At 55.9% G+C, this 25,455-nt stretch carries 26 protein-coding genes; 12 read left to right on the forward strand and 14 right to left on the reverse strand.

The genetic code is table 11. The features are described 5' to 3' along the window. On the reverse strand, positions 1–221 hold a 221-nt coding region (locus VFU50_12335; protein HEU5233642.1), incomplete at its 3' end, for a hypothetical protein. Positions 222–421: 200 nt separating this feature from the next. Between VFU50_12335 and VFU50_12340 the strand changes: the two genes are divergently transcribed. The 4 genes from VFU50_12340 (at position 422) to VFU50_12355 (ending at position 5,141) form a co-directional block, all read left to right on the forward strand. Next, on the forward strand, positions 422–1,024 hold the full coding sequence (locus VFU50_12340) for a UbiX family flavin prenyltransferase (protein ID HEU5233643.1): 603 nt from the start codon (positions 422–424) through the stop codon (positions 1,022–1,024). Positions 1,025–1,295: 271 nt separating this feature from the next. Further along, complete coding sequence (nagZ, locus tag VFU50_12345; protein HEU5233644.1) at positions 1,296–2,408, forward strand: beta-N-acetylhexosaminidase; 1,113 nt, start codon at positions 1,296–1,298, stop codon at positions 2,406–2,408. Continuing rightward, positions 2,405–3,577: an anhydro-N-acetylmuramic acid kinase gene (locus VFU50_12350; GenBank protein HEU5233645.1), complete on the forward strand. Its 1,173-nt coding sequence runs from the start codon at positions 2,405–2,407 to the stop codon at positions 3,575–3,577. Before nagZ ends, VFU50_12350 begins: the two co-directional genes overlap by 4 nt. A gap of 130 nt (positions 3,578–3,707) precedes the next feature. After that, positions 3,708–5,141: an ABC transporter substrate-binding protein gene (locus tag VFU50_12355; protein HEU5233646.1), complete on the forward strand. Its 1,434-nt coding sequence runs from the start codon at positions 3,708–3,710 to the stop codon at positions 5,139–5,141. Between the two features lie 13 nt (positions 5,142–5,154). On the opposite strand, the gene VFU50_12360 is transcribed toward VFU50_12355, so the two are convergent. The 10 genes from VFU50_12360 to VFU50_12405 all read right to left on the reverse strand — a co-directional run bounded on the left by VFU50_12360 (position 5,155) and on the right by VFU50_12405 (position 16,089). Beyond that, positions 5,155–6,918, reverse strand: a complete 1,764-nt coding sequence (locus VFU50_12360; protein HEU5233647.1) for an HD domain-containing phosphohydrolase — start codon at positions 6,916–6,918, stop codon at positions 5,155–5,157. A 113-nt stretch (positions 6,919–7,031) separates the two neighbouring features. Beyond that, positions 7,032–8,027, reverse strand: coding sequence for an NAD(P)H-dependent glycerol-3-phosphate dehydrogenase (locus tag VFU50_12365; protein ID HEU5233648.1), 996 nt, complete (start codon positions 8,025–8,027; stop codon positions 7,032–7,034). A gap of 25 nt (positions 8,028–8,052) precedes the next feature. Continuing rightward, positions 8,053–8,682 carry a glycerol-3-phosphate 1-O-acyltransferase PlsY gene (plsY, locus tag VFU50_12370; GenBank protein ID HEU5233649.1) on the reverse strand — a complete coding sequence of 210 codons (630 nt, stop codon included), beginning with the start codon at positions 8,680–8,682 and terminating at the stop codon, positions 8,053–8,055. Between the two features lie 7 nt (positions 8,683–8,689). Next, complete coding sequence (thpR, locus tag VFU50_12375; GenBank protein ID HEU5233650.1) at positions 8,690–9,238, reverse strand: RNA 2',3'-cyclic phosphodiesterase; 549 nt, start codon at positions 9,236–9,238, stop codon at positions 8,690–8,692. Positions 9,239–9,242: 4 nt separating this feature from the next. Then, entirely contained in the window at positions 9,243–10,484 is a 1,242-nt protein-coding gene (locus VFU50_12380) for a competence/damage-inducible protein A (protein HEU5233651.1), read from the reverse strand. A 31-nt stretch (positions 10,485–10,515) separates the two neighbouring features. Then, positions 10,516–11,592, reverse strand: a complete 1,077-nt coding sequence (locus VFU50_12385) for an IPT/TIG domain-containing protein (GenBank protein HEU5233652.1) — start codon at positions 11,590–11,592, stop codon at positions 10,516–10,518. A gap of 18 nt (positions 11,593–11,610) precedes the next feature. Beyond that, positions 11,611–12,114 (reverse strand): phosphatidylglycerophosphatase A, encoded by a 504-nt coding sequence (locus VFU50_12390; protein HEU5233653.1) that lies wholly within the window; start codon positions 12,112–12,114, stop codon positions 11,611–11,613. Then, complete coding sequence (gene yacG, locus VFU50_12395) at positions 12,095–12,325, reverse strand: DNA gyrase inhibitor YacG (GenBank protein HEU5233654.1); 231 nt, start codon at positions 12,323–12,325, stop codon at positions 12,095–12,097. The genes VFU50_12390 and yacG overlap by 20 nt, the downstream gene beginning before the upstream one ends. A gap of 11 nt (positions 12,326–12,336) precedes the next feature. Continuing rightward, positions 12,337–13,866, reverse strand: coding sequence for a 30S ribosomal protein S12 methylthiotransferase RimO (rimO, locus tag VFU50_12400; protein ID HEU5233655.1), 1,530 nt, complete (start codon positions 13,864–13,866; stop codon positions 12,337–12,339). A 51-nt stretch (positions 13,867–13,917) separates the two neighbouring features. Continuing rightward, positions 13,918–16,089, reverse strand: a complete 2,172-nt coding sequence (locus VFU50_12405) for a DUF3488 and transglutaminase-like domain-containing protein (GenBank protein ID HEU5233656.1) — start codon at positions 16,087–16,089, stop codon at positions 13,918–13,920. Between the two features lie 713 nt (positions 16,090–16,802). On the opposite strand from VFU50_12405, the gene VFU50_12410 reads away from it, so the two are divergent. The 6 genes from VFU50_12410 (at position 16,803) to yidC (ending at position 21,219) form a co-directional block, all read left to right on the forward strand. After that, entirely contained in the window at positions 16,803–17,351 is a 549-nt protein-coding gene (locus VFU50_12410) for a sigma-70 family RNA polymerase sigma factor (GenBank protein HEU5233657.1), read from the forward strand. Then, positions 17,348–18,097: a zf-HC2 domain-containing protein gene (locus tag VFU50_12415; GenBank protein ID HEU5233658.1), complete on the forward strand. Its 750-nt coding sequence runs from the start codon at positions 17,348–17,350 to the stop codon at positions 18,095–18,097. The genes VFU50_12410 and VFU50_12415 overlap by 4 nt, the downstream gene beginning before the upstream one ends. Before the next feature lie 274 nt (positions 18,098–18,371). After that, on the forward strand, positions 18,372–18,527 hold the full coding sequence (rpmH, locus tag VFU50_12420) for a 50S ribosomal protein L34 (GenBank protein HEU5233659.1): 156 nt from the start codon (positions 18,372–18,374) through the stop codon (positions 18,525–18,527). A gap of 84 nt (positions 18,528–18,611) precedes the next feature. Then, the gene (gene rnpA / locus VFU50_12425) at positions 18,612–19,010 is read left to right on the forward strand and encodes a ribonuclease P protein component (GenBank protein ID HEU5233660.1); all 399 of its coding nucleotides are present in this window, start codon (positions 18,612–18,614) and stop codon (positions 19,008–19,010) included. A gap of 133 nt (positions 19,011–19,143) precedes the next feature. After that, complete coding sequence (gene yidD, locus VFU50_12430; GenBank protein HEU5233661.1) at positions 19,144–19,392, forward strand: membrane protein insertion efficiency factor YidD; 249 nt, start codon at positions 19,144–19,146, stop codon at positions 19,390–19,392. Between the two features lie 27 nt (positions 19,393–19,419). Next, complete coding sequence (yidC, locus tag VFU50_12435) at positions 19,420–21,219, forward strand: membrane protein insertase YidC (protein ID HEU5233662.1); 1,800 nt, start codon at positions 19,420–19,422, stop codon at positions 21,217–21,219. Positions 21,220–21,224: 5 nt separating this feature from the next. Here the strand turns inward: yidC and VFU50_12440 are convergent, their stop codons facing one another. After that, entirely contained in the window at positions 21,225–22,997 is a 1,773-nt protein-coding gene (locus tag VFU50_12440; GenBank protein ID HEU5233663.1) for a VWA domain-containing protein, read from the reverse strand. 55 nt (positions 22,998–23,052) lie between these two features. Next, the gene (locus tag VFU50_12445; GenBank protein ID HEU5233664.1) at positions 23,053–23,490 is read right to left on the reverse strand and encodes a DUF971 domain-containing protein; all 438 of its coding nucleotides are present in this window, start codon (positions 23,488–23,490) and stop codon (positions 23,053–23,055) included. Positions 23,491–23,912: 422 nt separating this feature from the next. Between VFU50_12445 and rpmB the strand changes: the two genes are divergently transcribed. Together rpmB and VFU50_12455 are read left to right on the forward strand one after the other, a co-directional pair. After that, positions 23,913–24,101 carry a 50S ribosomal protein L28 gene (gene rpmB / locus VFU50_12450; protein HEU5233665.1) on the forward strand — a complete coding sequence of 63 codons (189 nt, stop codon included), beginning with the start codon at positions 23,913–23,915 and terminating at the stop codon, positions 24,099–24,101. Positions 24,102–24,300: 199 nt separating this feature from the next. Further along, entirely contained in the window at positions 24,301–24,846 is a 546-nt protein-coding gene (locus VFU50_12455; protein ID HEU5233666.1) for a hypothetical protein, read from the forward strand. A 76-nt stretch (positions 24,847–24,922) separates the two neighbouring features. Here the strand turns inward: VFU50_12455 and VFU50_12460 are convergent, their stop codons facing one another. Then, positions 24,923–25,426, reverse strand: coding sequence for a PilZ domain-containing protein (locus VFU50_12460; GenBank protein ID HEU5233667.1), 504 nt, complete (start codon positions 25,424–25,426; stop codon positions 24,923–24,925). Positions 25,427–25,455 lie beyond the last annotated feature (29 nt).

The raw sequence follows: 25,455 nt of genomic DNA on the forward strand, positions 1-25,455 counted from the left end.
TGGAAGTCGCTCACCAGCAGCGTATCGGCTTCGGCGCAGAAGCGCAGGAGAGTATGGCGGGATATCGCACGCTCGTACCTCTGAAAAGCCTGGGTGAATTCCTGAACGTATTTACGCCGGCTGAGCGGATCGAAGGCGCCGATCTCGCGGCGCAGAGGAGCGAGCGCGTGTCTTTGTGCCGCGCTGCGTCGGCGAGCTCGGAATGTGGAGAGCTTCGACATGTGGGCTCTCGAAAGGTACAACGCAAAAGAAAAGCACAGCCACGGTTCAGCCGATGTTGTTAATCCACCGCAAACTCCAGCCGGTGATTTGTGCCCCCACGAAGGAACATCGACAGGCCCATTCTGTCCAGTTGGTCCACGAGTCCACTTCGTCCATCAGAATGCGTGCCATCTGCTATGTTGGATGCTCACCAGCATCTATGGCGCAAGTGCCACAAAATCTAACGATTGCCGCCACAGGCGCCAGCGGTGCGCTGTTTCTGCGAGAGCTGCTGAAGGTGGTCGAAGCCGACGCGCGAATCATCACGGTAAACTTTATTGCTTCCGACAATGCGCTACGCGTTTTTGCCGAGGAGCTCGAAATTCGCGGCCGCAACGAACTCGTTGCGCAACTGTTGGGCCGTGCGAGCAAGAAGATTCGGCAACAAGGAAACAGCGACATCGGGGCCAACGTTGCCAGCGGGTCTTACCCTACCGATGCAATGATTGTGACTCCCTGCAGCATGGGCACGCTGGCTCGTGTTGCCAATGGGCTCGCCGGAAATCTAATTGAACGCGCCGCCGACGTGTGTCTGAAAGAAAAACGCCCGCTGTTGCTATGTGTTCGAGAGACTCCGCTCAACAAAATTCACATCCGCAACATGTATCGCGCAGCTGACGCTGGAGCCACGATCTATCCTCTGATTCCCACCTTCTACAATCATCCGCAATCGTTCGAAGAGATGGCGCAGCAATTCGCCTACCGAGTGCTTGCACACATTGGATTGCGTCAGGACGACGCGTATGAGTGGCAAACGGAGTAGAGCCATACACTTTCGAGGAGCGCCTTCGCTGATTTGAGGAGTCTAGGAGGACTGAATTGCCCGGTGACTAGGGAGCGGTTAGGCCAGAGTCAAAACGGAGTGCGAAGGAAGCGGAGCGGGTGAACTAAGCGAACCAAGTGCCCTGTCAGGGGTTCGCGCTGCCATTGACGGTTATCGCTCTTGTTACTATCGCGAACTTACAAAGAGATGAGACACAGAGTTGCTCGCTGAAGTGCTTGATGCGCTTTGATGCTTTACACTCGATTGATCCATGAAAGCTGCCTCGCTACCGCTTCGCCATCAAGTGGGACAACTCGTCATTATGGGCCTTGAAGGGCCGGAAGTCTCACCCGCAACCGGACGGTTGCTCACCAGCATGCATCCCGGCGGGGTTATTCTGTTCGCCCGCAACATCCAGTCGCCGCACCAGTGCGCGCAGCTCTTGAGAATCTGCCAGACGGCGGTCAAGACCGCCCTGTTTCGTTGTATTGATCTCGAAGGCGGGACCGTCGACCGGCTGCGTAACATCATCGCCCCTGCTCCGTCCGTAGCTGACGTGGTTGCCGCGGGTTCAGAGAAACTCTTTGAGAAGCACGGACGCGTGATTGGCGATGAGGTTCGAACGCTCGGCTTCAATGTCGATTTTGCTCCCGTTTTCGATCTCAATCTGCCCGAATCGCGCGGCGTCCTTACATCTCGCACAGTGTCGGCCGACGCGCGCGAGGTGATTCGCTACGCCAAAAAGTTCCTGAAAGGACTCTCATCCGCGAACGTAGTCGGATGCGGGAAACACTTTCCCGGACTGGGGGGCGCGAACCTTGACACTCACAAAGAGCTTCCGGCAATCCAGCGTGACTGGAAGCAACTTTGGTCGGAGGACCTGCTGCCCTATCGCGAACTCCGCAGGCTGGTTCCGTTTGTAATGGTTGCTCACGCGATGTATCCCAAAGCTGTGAAGGAAAACGGCACGCCTGCCTCACTGTCAAAGCGCTGGATCGGCGATGTCCTCAGAAAAAAAATCGGCTACCAGGGACTGGTGATCTCCGACGATCTCGAAATGGGAGGAGTACTTGCGGCTGCATCGATGGAAGAAGCTGCATTGGAGACGATTCGCGCGGGCGCCGACATTTTTCTCGTGTGCCAGAAAGAAGAATTCGTCTGGCGATGCTATGAGGCCGTGCTGCAAGAAGCCGAGCGCAATCGTAAATTCGCATCCCTGGTGACTCGCGCTGCCGATCGAGTGTTGAAGCTGAAGTCATCCAACAAAGCTCTGAAGCAAATGACAGTGCAAGATCCGGGTGCGGCTGAAGTTGAGCAGTTGAAGGCCACGATGCAGCGGTTTAGCGAAGAAGTGCAGCGGGAGTCGGCGGCAGCGCAGGCATGATCGTCGCAGGTGTGATGAGCGGCACCTCGGCCGATGGCATCGATGTGGCGCTGGTTAGAATCTCAGGCCAGTCTCGCGGCCTTCGGCTGAAACTGCTCGCACACCAGCATTTCGCGTATCCGGCCCGGGTGAGAGAAGCAGTTTTGGCCTCGATGGATGCCGATGCCGCGCGGGTCGCCGACCTCGCGCGCTTGAACGTCCTGCTCGGGGAGTTGTACACAGATGCGGTCGCCACGACGATTCGCCGGCATCGCACTCGAGTCGATCTTGTCGGGTGTCACGGACAAACGCTCTACCATCAAGGCGATCCCGATCCCTTCTTGGGACGACCAATTGCGACCACATGGCAGACGGGCGAAGGCGCCACGATTGCTCAACGGCTGCGAATTCCTGTGGTCTCGGATTTTCGTCCGGCGGACATGGCTGCGGGCGGAAAAGGTGCTCCCCTCGTTCCTGTCCTCGATCTCGCCTTGTACGCTCATTCGAAGAGGTTGCGTGTTCTGCAGAACATCGGCGGCATAGCGAACCTGACCATCATCCCGGCGGGCCAACATCTCGGAGAGACACGCAAAGTTATCGCACTCGATACCGGTCCCGGCAACATGGTCATTGATGCGTGCGCACAAAACCTCTTCGGAAAAGGCTATGACCGAAATGGAATGTTCGCGAGCAGAGGGAAGGTGATTAACGCGGTCCTCAGGCAAACACTCGCGCATCCGTTTTTTCGTCGAAAGCCGCCGAAGACGGCCGGAAGGGAAGAGTTCGGTCGACAGTTTGTCTCACAATTCCTCTCGTCGTGCGGCCATGCTGACAAACACGATGTGATAGCGACGGCGACCGCTTTGACTGCAAGCTCGATTATCAGCGGACTGAAGCAAGCGCTCACAAGGGCAAGGATTTCGATTCCGATTTCAGGAAGCAGAGCCGATTACGTGGTGAGCGGAGGTGGAGTCGCGAATCGGACATTGATGCGAATGATTTCTGCTCACGTAGAGCCGTTCGGATTTCGCGTACTCACATCAGATGTCCTCGGCATGCCCAGTCAGGCCAAGGAAGCCGCTGCTTTTGCCCTGCTCGCGTATCAAACCTGGAACCGTCGCGCTGGAAACGTTCCTACCGCAACCGGCGCAAACAGACCCGCGGTTCTCGGCAAAATTAGCTATGTGTGAGAGACGTGGACTAGCTGCGCTGCGCCGATCATCGCTCAGGAGCGCTCTCGCATTCAGGTTTGTATTCCTCTCTATTGCGCTAATTTCAAGCGGCTGCACGCGATCGCGTCCTGATCCTCACACGATTGTCATGCTGATTGAAAGCAGTCCGGCAAATTTGGACCCGCGTATCGGTACCGACGCATTTTCCGAGCGCATTGACGAGCTTCTCTTCGATTCTCTAGTTCGCAAAGACGAACACTTCGTATTGCATCCCTGGGTAGCCGAGAGTTGGGAGCTTCCCGACCCGCTCACATATGTCTTCCATTTGCGGCGCGATGTTCACTTCCACGATGGCCGTCCGGTCACCGCGAAGGATGTGAAGTGGAGCCTCGATTCGATGCTGAATGGCACTATTATCAGTTCCAAGTCGGCGACGTATCAGCACATCGGCAGCATCGAAGCTCCGGACGATTATACGGTTGTCTTCCACCTAAAAGATCCCGATTCGGGACTCCTGTGGAATTTGTCCGACGGAGCCATGGGCATTGTTCCTTACGGCAGCGACAGCCGCTTCAATCTGCATCCGATCGGCAGCGGTCCATTCAAATTCGTGCGCAACGTGCAGGATAACGAAGTAGTTGTCGTCCGCAACGACGACTACTGGGCCGACAAGCCGAAGGTGGAACGTGTGCGCTTCGCCGTAGTGCCGGACGCAACTACTCGTGCGCTGGAGTTGCGCAAAGGCAGCGCCGATATCGATATAAACTCGCTTAGCGCTGACATGGTCGGTTCGCTTCGCCGCGACCCGGATTTAAAGATCGAGCAGGAACCGGGGACTCCGGTTCAATATCTAGGCTTCAATCTCCGCGATCCCGTGCTCAGCGACGTTCGCGTGCGGCAGGCGATTGCTTACGCAATCGACACGCGACCGATCATTGAGTATCTCTGGCGGGATACCGTGCGACAGGCAACCTCCGTGCTTCCGCCGCAGCACTGGGCTTTTGACAGCAATCTTGAGCCCTACCCACACGATCCGGACAAAGCACGGGCACTATTAAAGCAGGCCGGTTATTCATTGGAACCGGGTAAACGTCTTCATCTCATAATGAAGACCTCCGATCAGGAGACCAGTCGGCTGCTTGCCGTGATTCTGCAACAGCAACTACACGATGTCGGTATCGACCTGGAATTGCGAACATTTGAGTTCGCAACCTTCTACTCCGACGTCGTAAAGGGCGTATTCCAGATTTACACCCTGCGCTGGGTCGGCGGATCAAACCAGGATCCCGAGATCTTCGAGTACATCTACGACAGCAAGAGCTTCGCTCCGAGGCGGGCGAACCGCAGCTATTACAGCAATCCTCAGGTAGACAAGCTGATTGAGGAGGGCCGTTCAGAACTCGATCAGCAAAAACGCAAGGTGATCTACGCAAAAATTCAGCAGATCACCATGCGCGATCTTCCCACTTTGAATCTTTGGTATTTCGATAACGTGGTTGTGCACTCGGCACGGGTGAGGAATGTCCGTCCAGAGCCTGCGGGAAACTACGACTTTTTGCGCGAGGCGGAAATTGTTCAGTAGGGATTCGCGCTGATCAGACGCTTTGCCCGGCGCCCACCGGTTGTGCTTCGGGAGTGACAGTGGCAGCGCGGCGAACACGCAGGTCCCCACGCTCAAAAACGGCGGTCAACGCCGCCACAATGCGGGGATCGAATTTCGTATTCACCAGCGAATTAATGATTCGGATCACGTACTCAGGATCCATCGCCGCCTGATACGGACGATTAGTCGTCATCGCATCAAAGCAATCAGCGACCATAATGATTCGCGGGCTGAGCGGAATTTGATCGCCTTTCAGACCGTGTGGATACCCCCGTCCATCGAGGGATTCGTGGTGCAGTTCTATTCCGGGAATCATTTCTTTCAGCATCTCGACAGGACGAAGGATCGCCGCACCCTTTGTCGTGTGCGTCTTCATAATCTCGTATTCGTCCGGTGTAAGCGCTCCGGGCTTCTTCAGAATGCGATCTTCAATTCCGATTTTTCCCACGTCGTGCAGCTGCGCAGCAATACGAATCTTCTCTACTTCTTCCTCAGGAAGGCCAATCTCTTTTGCGATCAAAACCGAATAGCGGGTGACGCGATCAGAATGACCGCGCGTGTATGGATCTTTTTCGTCGACTGCACCGGCGAGCATCTGGATTGAGCTCAGGAAGAGCGTTTTGTTTTCTTCGGCCGCGCGTTTCAGGTCCTGGACGAAGCGCTCGAGTTCCGAGCTCATGGAGTTGAAGGTGTTTGCAAGTTCACCGATTTCCGTACGGCTCTTCACCTGCACGCGCTGGGAAAAATCGCCTCGAGCGATGGCACGGCTCGACTCGGTCAAAGTCTGCAGAGGAGTAGAGATTCTCCGTGCAGCGAAGATGCCGAAGGCGACGCCCAGCAAAATAGCGTAGAAGAGATACTTATACGCATTCCATTGCATGTCGAGAACGCTCTGGTAAGCATCGGCCTGCGTCTTCTGCGCGATTACCGCCCACTGCAGAGAAGGTACCCAGCTGTAGCTGCCCAGCATATCGATTGTCTCTTTGCCGTGCTGGACAGTGAACGATGTAGTGGGTACCAAATCAAATCTGCTTTGCTCTACGAACATCTTCACCAGTTCGTTGTCCGTCATTTCCTGGCCGGTAGCGTAATGCGTGTCCGCTCCGGCCACCAGACGACCCTGGCGATCCACAACAAATGCTTCCAGCCCTGCCTGGCTGGCATTTCTCAAGCTGCTGATGAGGTACTGCAGATCAACAACCGCCCCGATCATGCCAAGGAAGTGCCCGTTGGTCATGATGGGAGTGCTCACGAGCATGGTTGTGCGCTGGTCTTTGCCGGAGCCCACCGTGAGCGCTTGTCCGTTGTAGCTACGCCCCTCTCGCGCCGCCACGAAGGCGTGCTCCAATTCGCGCTGAACGAATGCGTCAGGGATCACACGTCCTGCAGTAATTCCCTTTCCTTCATCGTTTAGGAGCGTGGCGTAATCAATGATGTCGGACGATGAAGTAAATCTCTCAAGCAGAGCGCGCAATTCCGGGGCGTTGATGTGATCGTTCGTGAGATCGCCGCCGCTGGCAACCAGGACTGAGGCGGAAAGATTTCCTAGAGAAGTCTGTAGCGTGACTTGCCGATGCTCAATGTCGTCGCCGAGCGATCGCGTGACCGTGTTTTGCAGGAGCTGTTCGTTCACCTTGAGCCGGTCGCGATTGATAGAAACGACCTGCGATCCGTAAAAGTAAAGTGGAACCACGCCGACCAGAAGCAGCACGGCGGAGATGAGATACATCAGCGGTATGCGGTTGGGCAGGCGCATTGAGTTCCCGGAATTGAACGGATTCTACCCCGATTATCCAGCAACTCTGAATAGCTACTTGCGTTCTCAGGCATTTCCCTGATTACGACCGTGTAGCTCGCTTGTTTTGCGCGTTATTCGTCCTTTCCCGGACGACTCATCAAATCGCGAATGGCGTCTTTCGGGGATTTGTGTGCATGGAGAATTTCGTGCATCTGTTCCGAAATGGGCATCTCGATGCCGTGCCTGCGCGCGAGGCCGAGAGCGGCACCCGTCGTGAGCACCCCTTCGGCGACCATGCCGTGCATGCCGGCCATGATTTCCGGGAGCTTGCGTCCGCGGCCGAGTTCCACGCCCACGGTGCGGTTGCGGGAGAGACCACCGGTACACGTTAGCACCAAGTCACCCATTCCCGAGAGGCCGGCGAGGGTCTCGCGTCGAGCGCCACATGCGACTGCGAGCCGCGTGATCTCGGCGAGTCCTCGCGTGATGAGCGCCGCAGCCGTGTTGTGTCCGAAGCCCAGACCTTCTGCAATGCCGGCAGCGATTGCGATCACGTTCTTCAGCGCTCCGCCAAGCTCCACGCCAACAACATCGTCGTTCGTATAGACGCGAAACATGGGATCGCTGAACTCGCGCTGAAGAAGACTAGCGACCTCCGAGTCTGCGCACGCGATCGTCAATGCTGTTGGGTCGCCGCGCGCGACTTCCTTGGCGAACGATGGTCCACTTAGAGCCGCAATCCGCGTAGCGCCGCTCGCTTCCGCAGCGACTTCCGTCATCCGTTTGTAGCTCTCCTGTTCAATACCCTTGGTAGCGCTGACGATAATCGTGTCATGTGAAAGCGACGATCGCACCGAAGAGTAAAGAGCACGAGCGTGATGCGACGGCATCACCGCCAGGACAAAACTGCAACCTTCCAGAGCAGTGGGAAGCGAGTTCGTTGCTTCAATACCATCGGGAATTTTGAATCCAGGCAGAAAGAGATCATTCGTTCGACGCGCCTGAATGGATTCGTTTACCTCGCGCTCATAAGCCCACAAACGAACCTCATGTCGTCCGCCGCGTGCAAGAACGATGGAAAGAGCGGTGCCCCATGCTCCTGCGCCGATTACCGCGACACGGCTCACCCGCGAACCCTCGATGTTTGTGGCATTAGGTTTTGTGGAACTGCAGCCGATTTTCCGTGCCGTTCAATAATCGCCTGATGTTGGCCTTGTGCTTGAGGATGATCAGCAGCGATGCAGCAAACATCACCAGCAGATCGGCAACGCTCGATGTGCCGCGATAAAGAAAGTAAGCCAAAATGGGAAACAGCGCGCTGGCGACCATGGAGCCCAGCGATACATAACGCGAGATGGCGACGATGATCAGAAAGATTGCCAGGACGACGAGCACGGCACGCGGAGCTAATCCGAGAAAAGCTCCTACACCGGTAGCCACCCCTTTCCCGCCTCGAAACTTGAGCCAAACCGGAAATACATGTCCGAGAATCGCGCACAGCGCCGCCAGGGCAGCAGCCAGTCCAGCATCAATCGCCGCCTCGCGATGGCTTACCACAATGGCGAACGCCACGGCGGCATAGCCCTTCAGTGCGTCAAGGATGAGCGTTGTCACTCCCAGCTTTGCGCCACCGGTACGAGCGACATTGGTCGCTCCGATATTTCCGCTACCGCTCAGGCGAACGTCTTCGCCGCGCACGAGCCGTACCAAAATGAGACCAAACGGAATTGAGCCGAGCAGATAGGCAACGGCGGCGATGAGAAGATAGATTCCAGCGGTCATCCGGAGCTTACGCCTGTTCTAATTTGAAACTCGCGAGTTCTATATATCGTGAACCTTGCGGCGACAACTTGCTCTCGTACAGATGAAACTCTTTTGCGGTCATTGTACCGAAGCCAGGCTGTGCGCTCGCCAAGATCGAACCAAGATTGCCTCCCGGGCGCTGGTTGAATCTGGCCAGCGTTACATGCGGCGAGAATGCGCGCTTCTCGCGCTCGAAGCCAAGGGAGTTCATCTGCTGGTCAACCGCTGTGGCTAGCTGCTCCAGTTCGGGACCAGCTTCAATCCCCACCCACAGCACGCGGGGCAATCGGGGATTCGGGAATACTCCAAGCTGTTTCAGTGACACGGTGAATGTCTTTTTGGCAACGCAGCGCAGCGCATTTTCGATGCCCGATCGGCGCTCGTCGGCGACATTGCCGAGAAACTTGAGCGTAATGTGCATCCCTTCTGGTCGCACCCAGCGCGCTCCCGAGATCTTCGTGCGCAAGCTGCTGACAAGCTCATGGATTCGCTCGCAAATGGCGGGATCGATCTCAATAGCAACGAACAGACGCATCGCTTTACATCAGCTTTCGTCGCAGCAGATCCATCGCCGTGAAGCTCGCCCACAGACGAATGCGTTCGCGATCTCCGGGAAATCTGCGCTCAACCGCTTCAGTTTCGTTTTCACTGGAAATTCCGATGAACACTAGTCCGACGGGCTTCTCGGGAGTTCCTCCGGTCGGACCAGCAACTCCGGTAACTCCAATTCCGAACGTTGCGTTTGTGCGTTCGCGAATACCCTTCGCGAGTGCCAATGAAACTGATCGGCTGACGGCGCCGTGCTCGGCAATCAGCGCAGGCGGAACATCTGCAAATTCGGTTTTCAATTCATTTGCATACACCACCGAGCCGCCGAGGAAGTACCGCGAGCTTCCCGAAATGGAAGTAAGGCGCTGAGCGAGCATGCCTCCTGTACATGATTCCGCAACGGCAAGCGTGGCTCCGCGCATTTGCAGGTAATAGCCGACGATTTGCTCCAAGGTCTCGCCGCCAGTGGAGAACACTGCGTCGCCGAGTTCGTCTTCGATGCGATCACTCAATTGTGATACTTGCCGCTCCGCCTCATTCTGCGATGTAGCGCGGCATTGCAGGTGGATCTGCGTCTCGCCGCCGTGCGCCAGGATTGTAGTCTGCACTTCAGGAACTTTTGTATAGATCGGTGCCACGCGGGAGTCGCAAGCGGATTCTCCCATGGCGACGCGCAGCATTCTTTTCGCGATGAACTGCAGCGGAAGTTTTTCTTTCAGACGGGAAAAACATTCTGCATCGAAGAGTGGCTTGAGTTCATGCGGCGGACCCGGCAGCAGCATGATGTATCGCTTCGCGTCGCTATAGTTCGTGGCGAGCCATTGCGCGGGCGCAGTGCCGTTTGGATTCTTCAGTAATACGGCCCCGTCGAGCACATCGGCCTGCCGCGAATTGTTCTCCGGCATGGGAAGGCGGCGTTCCGCGAATCTCTTGTAGAGAGCCGTGATGACTTCGGGATCGCGATGAATCTCGATTCCAAGAGCTTCTGCGACACACTCCCGCGTGAGGTCGTCCTCCGTCGGCCCGAGGCCTCCCATGAAGATCACGATCTCAGAACGCGCAATTGCGGTACGAGCAACTGCGACGAGATCGTTGCGTGAATCGCCTACGACCGTCTTGAAATGCACTTCCACGCCGAGCTCGTTGAGCCGTTCTGTAAGGAACAATGAATTCGTGTCCTGGCGATACGGAGTCAGCAGCTCCGAGCCAATGGCGATGATCTCGGCGTTCACGTTTGGCAGTATAGCTGCCGAGTCGAAATTCTTACTGAAGCAGCGGCAGGCCCTGAATATTCCAGGAGAGATGAAAAACCGCAGACGTAGTGGCCAGCACCACGGCCTTTCCTGGAGCGAAGCAAAGTCCGACAAGGTTTTGACCGGAAACGCAGAGCGACGCCTTTTTGTCGGGAGTGATGCGAACGATGCCGCGCTTGCCTTCGAATGAAGCGGCGACATAAAGATTTCCGTCGATATCGAATGCGATCCCCTGCGGTCGGCCGAGTCCGCGGAAGAAGACGGAACTGTCGCCGTGTGGGTCAACGCGATAAATCGCGTCGTAGCTCGACGTAGTCGGCCCGCTCACATAGAGGTTCTGATCCGGCCCGAAAGCAAGGTGATAAGCGGAGACGCTCGGTTCCAAAGTGGCAAAGACAAATGTTTGCCGATCACGCGCGATTTTGAAAATACTTCCACTTCGATCCCCGACATACAGGTTCTGCTCGCGGTCGAAGGCGATGCCGGTGGCGATGCCCATGCCCTCGGCATAGGCTGACATCGTGCCGTTAGGTGCGACGCGGTACACGGTGCCGTTCTGGCGCGAAGATACATAAATCTGTCCCTCGCGATCAAAAGCGATGCCGTGCGCATTCATCAGATCGGACAGGAATGGTTTAGCGTGATAGCCAGTATCGATTTTGTAAATCGATACTGGAACCTTCTGCCCGCGCGATCCGGAGAAGGTAACAAACAGATTACCTTCCGCATCCATGGCAGGATTCGTGACCGGATGCAAGTTTTCCGCAATTGGGACAGCAACTTTTAGCTCGAGACCGTTGCTCTTGCTGCCGTCAGGCTCGATCACAACCGGACCCGAGAATGCCGCTTCGGGAACGCGAGCGACTACAAAATCCTCGGCGGCGATCACTACTCCGCCAGGTTCGTCACCGAACGTGACGCGAGGACGCCGCATCTCATGTCCGCGAAGTCCGCTGCCGGAGATGCGCACTTCGCCGCCGGGAAGAGCGAACGGTGGGTTAATGGATGAAATGTGCGGCTTCCCGTTCAAATGGCGCTTTCCCAGCAAGCGTTCCGTGACCCCATCTCGCGCGATTCTAATAAACATCGTCGCGCTGTTGGCTGGCTAAATCGAAGGCCAGAATTTCAGCACAATTGCGAGAACCAGCAGCGAGTACAACCCTGCGCCGACATCGTCAACCATGATGCCAATTCCCTCCGGCAGGCGCTCCAGAGCGCGCAACGGCGGAGGTTTGAAAATGTCGAAGCAACGAAAAAGTATAAAACTCAGCAACAGATATTTCCAACGCAGCGGCGCGATGATGAGCGCGAACATCTGACCTGCAACTTCGTCGATGACTACAAATCCCGGATCTTTGATCCCGCTTTCGCGCGCAACTCGCGTGCTCGCTGGAACTCCAATCAGAGTCACGAGAATTGCCGTGAGCAGAGCGATCAATGCCGTGTGAGTGGCGCGTTGTGCGCCCAGCCGCCACAGCAGCACCGTTGCTCCAGCAGCCCAGGTGCCTGGACCTCGATGCATGTGACCAATTCCAAAAAACGTGCCTACGAGCCATGCCCATCGAGAACGAGGGTTTCCAGTTTGAGGGCTAATGCCGCTTGTGCTCATCGTTCTCTGGATTGGAGTGCGGACGTTGATCGATCTCCTCGAGCAGCTCAGGATCGAGCACCGGAGAGCTGATGCGATACCCTCCGCTGGCCCACTTCCCTAAATCGATTAATCGACAGCGATCGCTACAGAAAGGGAAGTGCTCGTCGGAACGCAGCACAATTGTGCGGCACGTCGGACAACGCAGACTGAGAGCCTTCTTTCGAGCCATAGATCAATAGATCAGATGATGCGCGCGACCAGATCGTAATCGTGCGTCTCAGTAATTTCGCAGCGGTAAAACTCGCCGCGATCTAGTTGCTCATGATCTCCGAAATCGTTGATGAAGACCTTGCCATCGATCTCTGGAGCGTGCATGATCGTGCGTCCTTCCCAGAGTAGATCGGTTTCCTCTGAAGATCCCTCGACCAGCAAATCGAACTGCTTTCCAACGAGTGTCTTCTTGGCCTTGCGGCTGATCTGCTGCTGAATGCGCATGAGCTTCTTGCGGCGTCGCTCGATTTCGCACGCGTGGACTTTGTCCTCGAGCTTGAACGCTGCGGCTCCTTCTTCGTCGGAGTAGGCGAACACTCCCATCCAATCGAAGCGAGCGGCACTGACGAAGTCACAGAGCTCTTCGAACTCGGCTTGAGTTTCACCCGGAAATCCCGCGATGAACGAAGTTCTCATTGTCAAATTGGGAATTGTGGAGCGCATCTTCTCGATGCTCTTCAGAAAAATATCGGAACTGCCGCCGCGCTTCATGCGCTTCAACGTCGAAGCAGAAGCATGCTGGAGAGGAACGTCGATGTACGAGCAGATCTTCTCGTGCGCGGCGATGGTATCGAGCAGACGGCCAGTGATCTTATTGGGATACGCGTACAGGAAACGAATCCAGCGAAGTTCTTCGATCTCCGCCAGGCGCGCCAGCAAGAGTGCCAGTCCATCTTTCAGACCGAGGTCTTCTCCGTAGCAGGTCGTGTCTTGCCCAATAAGCGTGAGCTCGCGAACGCCGTTCTCCGCCAGTCTCCGAGCTTCGGCAATGACCGATTCAAAATGTCGTGAACGAAACTTTCCCCGAAGCTGCGGAATGATGCAGAAGCTGCAGGGGTGATCGCAGCCTTCCGCAATCTTCAGGTAGGCAGAGGTCTTGCCGGTCGCAAGCAGACGCGGAGTTTTCTCGTCATAAAGATAATTCGGCAGATCGGCGATGGCGCCGTCCCATTCGGCGCGCGAGAATCTTCCGCTGGCAGCCCGCGCCTCGCCTTCAGGACGAGAATGGGTGCGAACTGCGCTGGGCGCACGATCAACGAGAATCTTGAACGGCGACTCCGGCTGTGGAGCATGCTCGATACCGCGCTCAATTCCCACTGCCCGAAGAATGTGCTCCAGATCTCCCGTGCCCAGAACCGCGTCGACTTCAGGAATGTTCTTTTGGATCTCGTTGCGATAGCGCTCCACCAGACACCCGGCAATGATCAGCTTCTGGGCTGTTCCGGCAGTTTTATGCTGAGCCATTTCGAGAATGGCGTTTACTGACTCCTGCTTGGCCGAATCAATGAACGAGCAGGTATTCACGACGATGACGTCGGCCGAAGCGGCGTCCTGAGTGATCTCCGCACCTGCCTCGCTCAGCATTCCCATCATGACTTCGCTATCAACGAGGTTCTTGGGACAGCCAAGGCTTACAAATCCAATTCTCTTGCGACGGCTCTCGCTCTTGGAGGTGGTGACTTGTTCGGGAGCACTCTCAGTAGAAACTTCTATGGGCATGCAATCTCTTTATTTTATCAGCCGAACTGACGCTGCTCCTGCCTCAACTGACTACTTCTTCACTTCTTCTTCTAACTCTCGATATAACTCTGGCAGCTTCTCTGCGTCGGAAGCGGAATCGCCGAAGCGGGCACGTTCGTAATGAATCGTAAACCGCTCAACCTGATAGCGAATCGCCGAAGCTGGAACAGCTCGCAGAAATTCCTGTGGCGTCTGTGTGCCAGATTTCCTGATGCCCTTTTTGGAGAGCAGTCTGAGTGCGCGGCCATACCAGATAGTCGCGGCGGAGTGAGGCTCCAGGGCGGGCTTGCGAGCAATCTGCAGACGACGCATCGCTCGATTGAATTTCGGACCAGCCAAGAACCCAAAGAGGAGGATTAAACCGGCAGAAGTCCACCAGATCCAAGCCTCGGCATGCTCTTGAACATTCTCGCCTACAGCTCTGGCGCGACGCACGCTGCTTTGGTAGATGGAAACAAACCAATCTCGCAAGTGTTCGAACTCAGAACGTCCTCGCCGCGCTGCAGATATGGCGAGAGAAGTTTGGTGACCGGTGTCGTAGTTGACGACCCACTCGTGCCAAAACTCCCGCATCGCATCGACATACAAAAATGCGCGGTTGAATCCGTCTGTGGCAGGTTGCGCTCCGCCTGGAGTGGGATCGAAGGTGTACCAGCCGTATTCTGGAAAATACGCTTCAACCCAAGAATGCGCATCGCGGGCTCGAACGATATAGCTGCCGGTAATGTCGTTGTAGACGCCGCCGCGGAATCCATTCACGACGCGGGAAGGAATTCCCAGGGTGCGCAGCATCACTGCCATTGCCGACGCAAAGTATTCACAATGGCCCATCTTGCGCTCGAAAAGAAAGTTTGCGACCGGATCTTTCGGCGGAACGAGCGGGAGCTGCAGCGTATATCCGTAGGTGGTCGCCAAATATCTTTCAATCGCTGAGGCTTTGCGGAAAGTTGTAGGTTCATTCTCGGTGACGTGGCGTGCAAGGGCTGGAATGCGCGCATCAACGTAGTTGGGTAGCTGTAAGTAGCGACGATCGACTGAGGGGCCATTACCGCCGATGACGCTGGGATTTAGTGGTGGAGGAATCTCCGAGACCACACTGTAGTCGGTGATTCCGCGCGAACTATCGGCGTTGAAAATGGTGTCGTTGTTCAAGTCAACTGCGATCACCCGATATCGACCGTTAATTACGACTGCCTGCGGGATCACAAAAAAAACGCGCGACCCAAACGGTTCCAATGAAATGTTGTAGGCCACGCGTTCAACTCCGCCTGGGATTCTGGGCAAGTGGCTAAGCAACGGCAGTACGCCGCTAGTGCTGGGGACCAGGACCTCTTCGTCGCGATCCACGGTCCAGCGACGCCCGTCGAAGTTAGTGAGTGCGATGCCGCGCCAGCGCAGCTCTGCAGGTACTCTGGAACCGGCAGCGAACTTCACATGCATCACGACATCGTTTGATTGCTGGATTTGGCCAATTTCACCCAAGCGCACTTCTTCGCTGAAGCCGGTTGAAATCCCATTTCGGGCAGCGAAAGCGCTGAGGTATCCGCCCGAAGTTTTGCGAGGTACGAGGAAGAACAGCGCTACGGTTCCTATCACAATCGTGATCACCAGCAGTGCGCAGGCCGCAGCCAGCGCTCCAGGAACTCGGCGAAGATCGCGAACCTTCAGTGGATCGGTAGGGACATTTGGCTGGGCGGCGATCCACGTACGCCGCATCTCCATACTGACGAACGTCATCACCGCCAGCATCACGAACACACAGAAGATGGCGAAGAAGATCGAATCCACTGTGAGAACGGAGGCTGTGAGCACCATGCCGAACGAAAGGATCGCCAGGTACACAAAGTCTCGATCGCGGTGGACGGAGAAAATCTTCACAATGGCCGCAAACAGCACCATGTGCACAATCGCGCCGAGAAAAGCGCGTGAGAGCAGCAAGTAATCGAGCGCAAAGAAGAACAGATAACCGAGCGTCAGATAGTTCGTCCAGCGCTCTGGAATGAGAACAGTACTCCGCCGGATCAGCAGAAAACCCTTGACCACTAGGGTGAAAAGTCCGATGAAAACGGAGGAGCCATCGAGCTTGCCCGTGCCAGCCAGGGCGGCAAAACCGGTGAAAAGCATGAAATACAGCGAAACCTCGAAAAATCGCTGTATGACCGGATGGGCCTGCCGGGTTTCAACTGCACTGATTACAGCCATTCTGACCTTTTCCAGTCTAGCCGACCGGCCTTCACCGGGCAGTTGCGCCATTCCAGCCTTCATCTGGGTGGGACCCCGCCGGGTGTTGGATTGAACTCAATCCAAGGATTGAGTTCTTACGAACCATAGCTTCCGGCGCTGTCAGTGGCACAGATCGGAGAGGTCGACACCACCGAGGCGTTTGATATGTAATGACTTACACCAATAAATGAGGCATTCCGAATCGAAAACTCTTGATGGGGTAACCCCGAAATTTCCACGGGGTAACGCCGAGATTTCCACGGGGTTACCCCGGAATTTCCGCAGGGTAACCCCATGTTTCCGTGGCGTTACCCCACGACAACGCGGTTCTCACGCTGGACTTGGGGACACAGTGGACGCCGTGGACATCTTTTAAGCATCGCACTGCTCCTTAAACATCCAAATTCCGTTGTAGATACTGTTCGACTGCAGACTTCGATTTCAATTCCACACATGTCCAGATTGTCCACTGCATCCATCCCGTTTCCCCAAAGTACCCGCTACCCGGCCTACTTCCGTGCTATGACGAATTAAGGCGAAAGTCAAGCGAAATATTCCCACGTTCGCGAGCACGTGTTATTCCGAACAGGCACTCGAAGTCCTGCGCGTTTCAAACACTAATAAACCAGCTCAAACCACCGAAGTTCCGAATCCCGGAATAGAATCCCAGCGCCGCGAGTCTAATCATCCGAATGGAAACCGGCGCCAATTCCGGTGAGAAGATGGCTCGCTTCGAGAGGCTGGTGTTACCGCATCTCGATTCCGCCTACAACCTCGCGCGATGGATGACGCGCAATACCGCCGACGCCGAGGATGTCGCCCAGGAAGCTCTCCTGCGGGCATTTCGGTTCTTCGAAGGCTTCCGCGGAGAAGATGGTCGAGTGTGGTTGATGGCTATCGTTCGCAACACGTACCTCACCTGGATTCGCCGCCAGTCACCGCAGCAGAACGCGATCGAATTCGACGAGCATCTGCATACCGATCTGGAACTCTCGCTCACGCCTGAGTCCGACGTTCTGCGACATGCCACCGTCGAGCAGGTAAGGAGCGCAATCGAGTCGCTGCCGCCTGAGTACCGCGAGGTGATCCTTATGCGCGAGCTTGAGCAGATGTCTTATAAAGAGATCGCGGCGGCGACTGAATCCGCTCTGGGAACTGTCATGTCGCGGCTATCGCGAGCTCGAAGCATGTTGCGCCAACGAATCGCCAACGAGCGGAGAACGGAAGTGAAGCAGCCATGACCAGCCACGCACAACGCAATCTGCTGCACGCTTACGTTGACGACGAGCTCGATCTAGTGCGAAGTATGGAATTGGAAGACCACCTCGCCGAATGCGCCGATTGCGCTCAGCAGGTGGAGAGCTTTCGAGCCTTGAGAGCTGCGTTCGCCGCTTCCGATCTGCGCTATGGTGTCGGCGACCAGTTGCGAACTCGCATAACGCAAGCTCTCGAGAAAACCGAACGTCCGCCGGTTCGCGAGCGAGGACCGCGATCGCTTTCGTGGTGGAACTGGGTTGCGGCAGCAGCTTGCCTTCTGATCGCCATTGGAGGACTGCTCCTCTATTCCGGCAACCATAGCGATGAGACCTTGGCGCGTGAACTTGTGGCCGATCATGTCCGTTCGCTTATGGCAACGCACCTGACTGACGTGCTCACCTCCGATCAACACACCGTGAAACCGTGGTTTACCGGCAAGCTCGACTTCTCGCCACGCGTGCGCGACCTCACCAGCGACGGCTTCGAACTCGTTGGCGGACGACTCGATTATGTCGACGGCCATTCGGCGGCGGCCATCGTCTATCAACGCCGCAAGCATGTGATCAACCTGTTTACCTGGCCGGCAAAGAGCGGCGACGAGTCGCCGCACACGACAGCGCAGCAGGGATTTAATCTCATCGAGTGGACGCAGGATGGAATGTATTACTGCGCGGTTTCGGATTTGAATCAGCAGGACTTAGAAGGATTTGTGGAGTTGGTGAGACGGTAAAAGCGTTCTTGACTTGCCGAGCAAAGCAAGGATGACTCAAGGCCCAAGCACCCCCGACTCCTGGGATTTGCGAATCCTGCATGAGAACCGCGTATGAGCTCCTGAGGGAGATGCCAATGAGCATTCAAACGGAGACATTTCACGAGCCGGTAGTATCTTAATTGCGCTGATAAGCCACTACCCGCGAGCCAGCCAAATTGCCGCATGCCTCCTGCTCCGATATACTTATCGTTTGTCCTAAGCAAAATTTTCTGATCAGGAGTGCACTAGCAGGATGCCGAAACGTACGTTTCAGCCGAACCGCCGCAGGCGCAGCAAGACTCACGGGTTCCGGACCCGCATGAAGACCAAGTCTGGCCAGGCGGTGCTGTCGCGCCGTCGTGCCAAAGGACGCAAGCGCCTGTCCGTGAAGCCCGGATTCCGCGAGTAATCGCGACGCGTCTCCCTCTCTCCTGACATCCTCCATGAAGAGCGCATTGGCAAGACGTCCCGCAGCAGGGAGGATGCAATCCCGATGTCGATTCCCCGTGAACACCGCCTGCGCAAACACGCCGAATTTGAGCAAGTTTACCGGTGCGGGCGGCGACACTTCTCGCAGATTCTGACCGCTTTCTACCTGTTGCGTACAGGAGAGATTGGCGTAGGCCGAGGGCCCAGAGTGGGAATCACCGTTGGGAAAGCATTAGGAAAGGCAACGACGCGGAATCGAATTAAGCGCAGAGTGCGCGCCGCCGTGAGTGAAAGTCTGAAGCGGCTGACGCGCGATGTGGATGTTGTCATTAATCCGAAGAAAACGACGTTGGACGTCGAATTTGCGCAGCTTCTGAGCGAAGTGGGCCGGGCCTTTGACGTGATCCAGCAAAAGGCAGCGATAGGCAAGTCAGTACCGTCCGCAGTAGCGGATGGGTGTTAGCCGCAATCTGACACACCCATCCGCTACCGCGGACGGTACTGATGTCGGGTGCAAACGGTACCGATACACGGATCAAAGTAGTAGAGATTCTCGTATTGCTGTCAGACGCACAATGCAGACGGCGACTCCAGAGATGGCGAGTGCTCAACATGTGATCGAGCTTCTGTTGGCTTGGTACAAGCGCTGGCTCTCGCCGTTGTTCGGTAACTCGTGCCGCTTCACTCCGACCTGTTCGGAATATGCGGCACAAGCGATCACCGAACGCGGATTGCTCAAAGGAACCGGTCTGGCCGCATGGCGATTGCTGCGCTGCCATCCATTCGGCGGCAGGGGATACGATCCGGTGCCGCGCTGCGCGCACTCAGAACAACTTCGATCTTAGAAATTTGCATTCATTTGGCAGGTAACGTTGAGCGATTTCCAAACTCCTAATCAAGACCCAGGCGCCGAACGACGGCTCCTGCTCACCTTCGCGCTTACATTCGTCGTCATCTTCATTACCCAGCAGTTCATCACCAAGTTCTACAAGGCACCGACTCCCCCGCAGCATCAGGAGCAGACGGCGCCACAAAATCCAACTCAGCAGCCTGTTGCATCGGCGCCTGCGACGACTCCTGCTGCTGCTTCGCCGACGACGAAGAAGCCGAAACAGAACTCCAGTGCTCCGCCGCCAGCGGCAGCTCCAGCGAAGCAGGCGAACAGCGAATCGACGACGCTGGTTGAGAATGATCTTTTCAAAATAACGTTCAGCAATCACGGAGGCGTTGCCAAATCTTGGGTGCTGAAGAAATACAAGGATGACAAGGGCAATCCACTGGAGTTGGTCAACTCCATTGCCGGACCGCAGTACGGATATCCGCTGTCACTGTTCACCTACGACGAATCGCTGCGCAAAAAGCTGAACGACGCACTTTACGTCTCAACCGAGAAGCGTTCTGGAAATCAGCGCTTCGTCACCTTCGAGTACTCCGATGGCGATGTGGCGGTCACGAAAAAGTTCACCTTTGGTGAAACCTACGTGATTCGCGTCGAGACCTCAGTAACGCAGAAGGGCAGCACGGTTTCCGCTTATCCGTGGTGGCCTGCAGGCTTTGGCGACGAAACGGTCTCGTCCTCCTACGCTGCTGCTCGAATCGATATCGATCGCGAGGACAAGATCGATCGCACCTCGTACAAAAAAGTCTCCGGGGGGGCGACCATCAATGGGCCGTTTAACTGGGCGGCTTCTGCGGATCAATACTTTGCTGCCGTCTTCATGCCCGATGATCCCGACCACGTCTCACTGGTAACTTTCCACAACGAAATCAAGATTCCAAAGAATCTGGACAAGCCCGATCCCAACGACATGGAGAAGGTTCCCGTTCTGGGAGCAGCGGTAGGAACTCCGGGCGGCGCGACCAGCGAGCGTGTGTTCGTGGGACCGAAGGCGCTCGATGTGATCTCCGACATCCATTCTTACGCTGCGGCTGCGAGCACAGTGCAACAGCCGAATGGCCCCACGCTGGAGAAGCTGATTGATTTCGGATTCTTCTCCTTTTTCGCCAAGCCCCTGTTCCAGTGGCTGGTTTGGACGAACGAGCACTGGACCAGAAATTATGGTTGGGCAATTCTCGTCCTGACGGTGATCATCTATATCGCGTTAATACCGGTGCGCATCTCGACTATGAAGTCGGCGATGCGGATGCAGAAGATCCAGCCGCAGGTCCAGGCCATCAATGACAAGTACAAACGCTACAAGCTAACCGATCCGCGGCAGGCAGAAAAAAACCGCGAGCTTCAGGATTTGTACAAGCGCGAGGGGGTGAATCCGCTGGGTGGGTGTCTGCCGAACCTGATTCAGCTTCCCTTTCTCTGGGCCTTCTATACCATGCTCGGCAGCGCGATCGAATTGCGTCATGCCGGCTGGTTGTGGATCACCGATCTCTCCAGTCCGTCGCACCTGCTGACCATCTTCTTCATCATCTCGATGTTCGCCATGCAGATCATCACGCCGCAGGCCGGTATGGACCCGGCGCAGCAGAAGATGATGCAGTTCACTATGCCGTTGCTGCTGGGCGTCTTTACGTGGAATCTCTCGGCAGGACTGAGCCTCTACTGGGCGGCTGGAAATCTGATCGGAATCCTCCAGCAGTTGGGCTTCAACCGCACCAAGTTTGGGCAGGAAATGCGGGCGCACATGCAGAAGCGGGCGATGATGAAGAAGAGGTAAATTTTCTAGTGGTCTTGTCTTCTTTGAAGAGTATGCGGGGCAGCACGCGCGATATGTCGTGTAAAGCTCAGCGTTCCCAGGCGGCCGTTCCGCATGTCCATCACACCGACCTTCAGAAGAAAGGTCCCAGATGGCAAGGCAAAATCCTGATTAAAAGTCAGCAGTTCTTTATCAGCCTGAGCAAATTGTTGGACGTTCAATTCCGAGTGAAAAGTTCCCGCATGAGCGGCTACCTGACTTCCTCGCGGATCATAGATCCGCACGGCATATTCGATATCTCCTTGCTGCATGCGATCAGCAACGGCTCCGAAGGAAAGGGCCTTGGGAGGGACAAAGTAGGTTATCCGAAGTCTCCCATTGTTTTCCCGATCGGTAACTCTCGCCACGAACGGAAGCGTCCTCATTTCTGGTGCTCCAATGCGCAAAGATCGTACTAGCTCGTTCTCGGCCCGTTGACGGGATGCCTCGTTGGGAGTTGCGATTTCAGCAGCCGCGAAGTAGCCGCTGCGAGCACGAATGTCGAAGTGAGGCTTCGTCGCTACTTTGATCTTAACTTCACGAAAACCTCCGTCCCAATTCTGATTTGTTGGATAATAGCCCAGCGTGTAATAGATCAAACCATCTCTGGACGCGCGATTAATCGCTTGACTGAGGAAATTCGCAGAATACGTGGCTTTTCCGCCCGTGGAATCGGCAATCCTATCCATGGTTTCATGTACCGGCAGCAACTCCAACTCTCTAGACTCGATTGCTGACCCGATTGCATTTCCTCTCAGCAAAGATCCCGACTTCGCAGTTCCGGTGAAACCAAAATCAATCATCGCTGGACCAGATAGGCCACGCGGATCGATGGGGTAGACAGCGATTTGAGCATCCGCTAAAGCGTTGGTCACTGAATGCAAGAGTTGTTCATAGCTCGTAATGGGACCACCATCGCCCTCGCGAAGGTACAATGGAAACCCCGACGAAATCCAAATGAGCTTCTTTCGACCTGGAATCCCGGATGCTGCTCGTGCAACGTCCAGCAGAGCCTCTAATGTGATCCTGATTCTCGAATCACCAATATTTTTGTCAAGGTCTGCTTCAGTCTGCGTGACCTCGCGCTGACTGCGAATCGACTCTTCAGAAACATCAGCAGATTCACTTACAATTTTCAGGTGTTCTGCATGAGAGATCGAGCGGGAGTGTTCTTTGCCGTAGCGTATCAGAGCTGTGGCGGCTTCAGATGGCAGATTCGTGACATCTTTAACGACGCGCAAATAGTTGTGAAGAACATAGACTGCAAATGATCGACCGTGCGCCGCTGACTGCAGATATTGGACGGTCTCCTGACATGCTCGCGCCGACTGCAGTACATCTGTGTTGAGTTCGTCCAGGACAATGACCGTAAGGTCTTGAGCTGGATCAGTAATGCCGGAATTGGAATATACATCGCGGGTCTCATTGGTCGTCGAGCTCGGAACCCTTGGTCCCTCTGGACTGGTCGATTCCGATCCAATGGCCTTAGATTGATGGTATGAGAATCCTCGAATTTCTTGAGCTTTTCCGTCCTCAAGAAGTGAGAAGTCAGAAGCTTTTAGACCGGGGACAGGATTTCCAGCACTGTCGGTGACGACGGCGTCAATCAATACCAATCGGGTCGTCGTCCGCAGAGTGGTCGGTGCAGGACGCTGTTCATCGACCGCCTGCGATATCATTTCTTGCTGCGCCGGGGCAATTGAGGACACAAGAATCAGGATCAGAGTCAGAGCAATTAACAATCGAGTTCGATTACTCACCTTGTTTACTCCCCGCCCTAAATGCATCGCCCATCTTCCTCGAAGGGCCGGCACCTCACAACGAATGCATCGCGCACTCTACGCACGGGCACTGGAGCCGCAGGAACTCCCACGAATAAATCCCGCTGCTGTGCCCATCATTCCAATGGAAATTGATCGCGTATTTGCCGACAGGATTGACTTCCGTCGGTCGGGCTGGCTCCTTATACATCGGCAGTGCGCCAGGTTTGGGCTTTGACGGCTGACCGATTTCTCGTCCGCTGTTCTCGCGCTCTTCATTGCAGGTGGCGCAGGGGCAAGCGTCGCGCAGCCACGCGAATGAGTAGTGGCTGCGATGGCCGTCTCGCCATTCGATGTCCATTCCTTGGCCGGTGCTTTTTTGCACCTTCACTGATTTGGGATCAGTAGCGGCAAAGGGAAGGACGCGGCTTTCCTCTGCCTGAACTCGGACCATCTCCTCGGCCGGTCCGGTCTTGATGGGTTCGTGGGACATCAGAAACAGTATGACATTGGTACGCCGGAAAGTACGGATGCACGAACTCTAAAGATTCATCCCATGCTTACGCCTGGCGCTGTGGTCGGTGTCCATGTCATAGTAGCTACCTTCTTGGGAGGCGCTTCCGTGATAGATCATGAAAAGCTTCAAAACGGACGGCTCTGGGGTTATATGACCGGTATAGCCGTTTTCGTGGCGGTTGTGGCCTGGAAATTGGTGACCCGCTGATGGGTCGCAGCTTGCGGCGGAACCAACGCATTTGCCCGGCGCGTGGTGTTCCGGTAAAATGAATACTTTGGGCGTTCACGTCCGTCCCTTCTAGAGCGTCATCCGTCGTCGGCGGAGCAGGTTCCTGAAGAAATCACAAGACTTGCGGGCGCTTGTCGCCAGCGTCTGACTCAAAATCTGGAGTTCGTATCATGGCACGCGTATGCGAAGTGTGCGGCAAAGGGCCGCAGTTTGGAAACAATATCAGCCACGCTCACAACGTCACCAAGCGGCGCTGGAACGTGAATCTGCGCTCGGTGCGCGCAATTGTGCAGGGATCCCATCGACGGGTGCGCGTCTGCGCTTCGTGCCTCAAGAGCGGGAAGGTACAAAAGGCTTAGCACTTTCAGTTTCTCGCGAGCCTCCGCAAGTTGCGGAGGCTTTTGCATTTATCGCTCGCCGCTCGGTAGCCGCATCACTCCACGAACTCTGCTGTGTACATTCCCTCCGGTCCTGCCCTTTCGATTCCCATTCTGGAACTTTTTGAGTGAATTTGCGCCTCTGCTGTGCTGAAATCAGCCAGTTCAACTGGAGGGCTGTATGCCGGATACCGTGATTGGTCAGGCTCCCCCAATTCAATCAACTTCAAAACCTTCGGCCGGCGCGCCGCCGATGAACATTTCTTACGACGGCCACAACGCCAAGGTACAGCAGCAGAGCAGCGCGCGGTCGATGATGGCGATGGCCGCGGTCAGGCGCGGAGCACACTGGTTCTACTGGATCGCCGGACTCTCCGTCGTGAATACGATTGCGGCGCTTTCGGGCGGCAACTTCCACTTTGTACTAGGCCTCGGCATCACCGAGGTGACTGACGCATTGCAAGCGCCGCAAGCGCGCATGTTCGGCTTCTTCATCGACGTGCTCGTGCTGGGCTTCTTCCTGATGTGTGGCTATTTCGGGGCGAAGGCACAGAAGTGGGCGTTCGTAATGGGAATGGCGTTCTACCTGCTCGATTCCGGAATCACGCTGCTCGCGCAGGACTGGCTGGCCTTCGCCTTCCACATCTATGCTCTGATCTGCGTCTGGCGCGGCTTCTCGCATATCGCGAAAACACGCGCGGCGGAGCAGGTGCCTGTTCTCGGGTAATTCTCCTTAGAAAACTTAAAAGGCGGGCCGACGGCCCGCCTTTTGGTTTCGCTCAGAAGCTCAGAAGCTTAGCAGGTTAGGAACTGCTCTTTCTCCGATCACCCGCTCGGCGATCATGCGCTTCAGCGCGGCGATTCTTTCGGCGATCCGAACCGCGTCGCTCGATGATGCGACGATCAACTTCGGGCCAAGTTAACTCCGGCATGGCCTGAATCTTCTCGACGGTGGCGGCCACACCATAACGTCCACCCGGGCGCGAGTTCTCTACCCGGTGCACGGTCGCATGGCAGCACACCCATTTGGCAGCATCGCCGGTAACTTCCTTCGGAAGGATCATGACAATATCTACCGGGCTGCCCTCGATCACGCTGGTAGCGCATTCGAGGAAGATGCCGGACTGGCTCAGGTTCAACGCCTCCGCCGGTATCGCGTCAGAGCCGCTGTGGAGCTTTGCGGGCACCTTTACCTCCTTGCGAGGCGCACTCCTCTTCTCTGGCTGCGGCGAAACCATAGCGTCTCCTGTCTGAAGGGTGTTTTGAAAAGCTGACGCAGCATACGCCAGTTTGCGAGGAATGTACATACAACCACTGGCGAAGCATGCTCGGCGTG

Source organism: Terriglobales bacterium (assembly GCA_035764005.1).
Classification (GTDB): Bacteria; Acidobacteriota; Terriglobia; order Terriglobales; family Acidobacteriaceae; genus Gp1-AA112.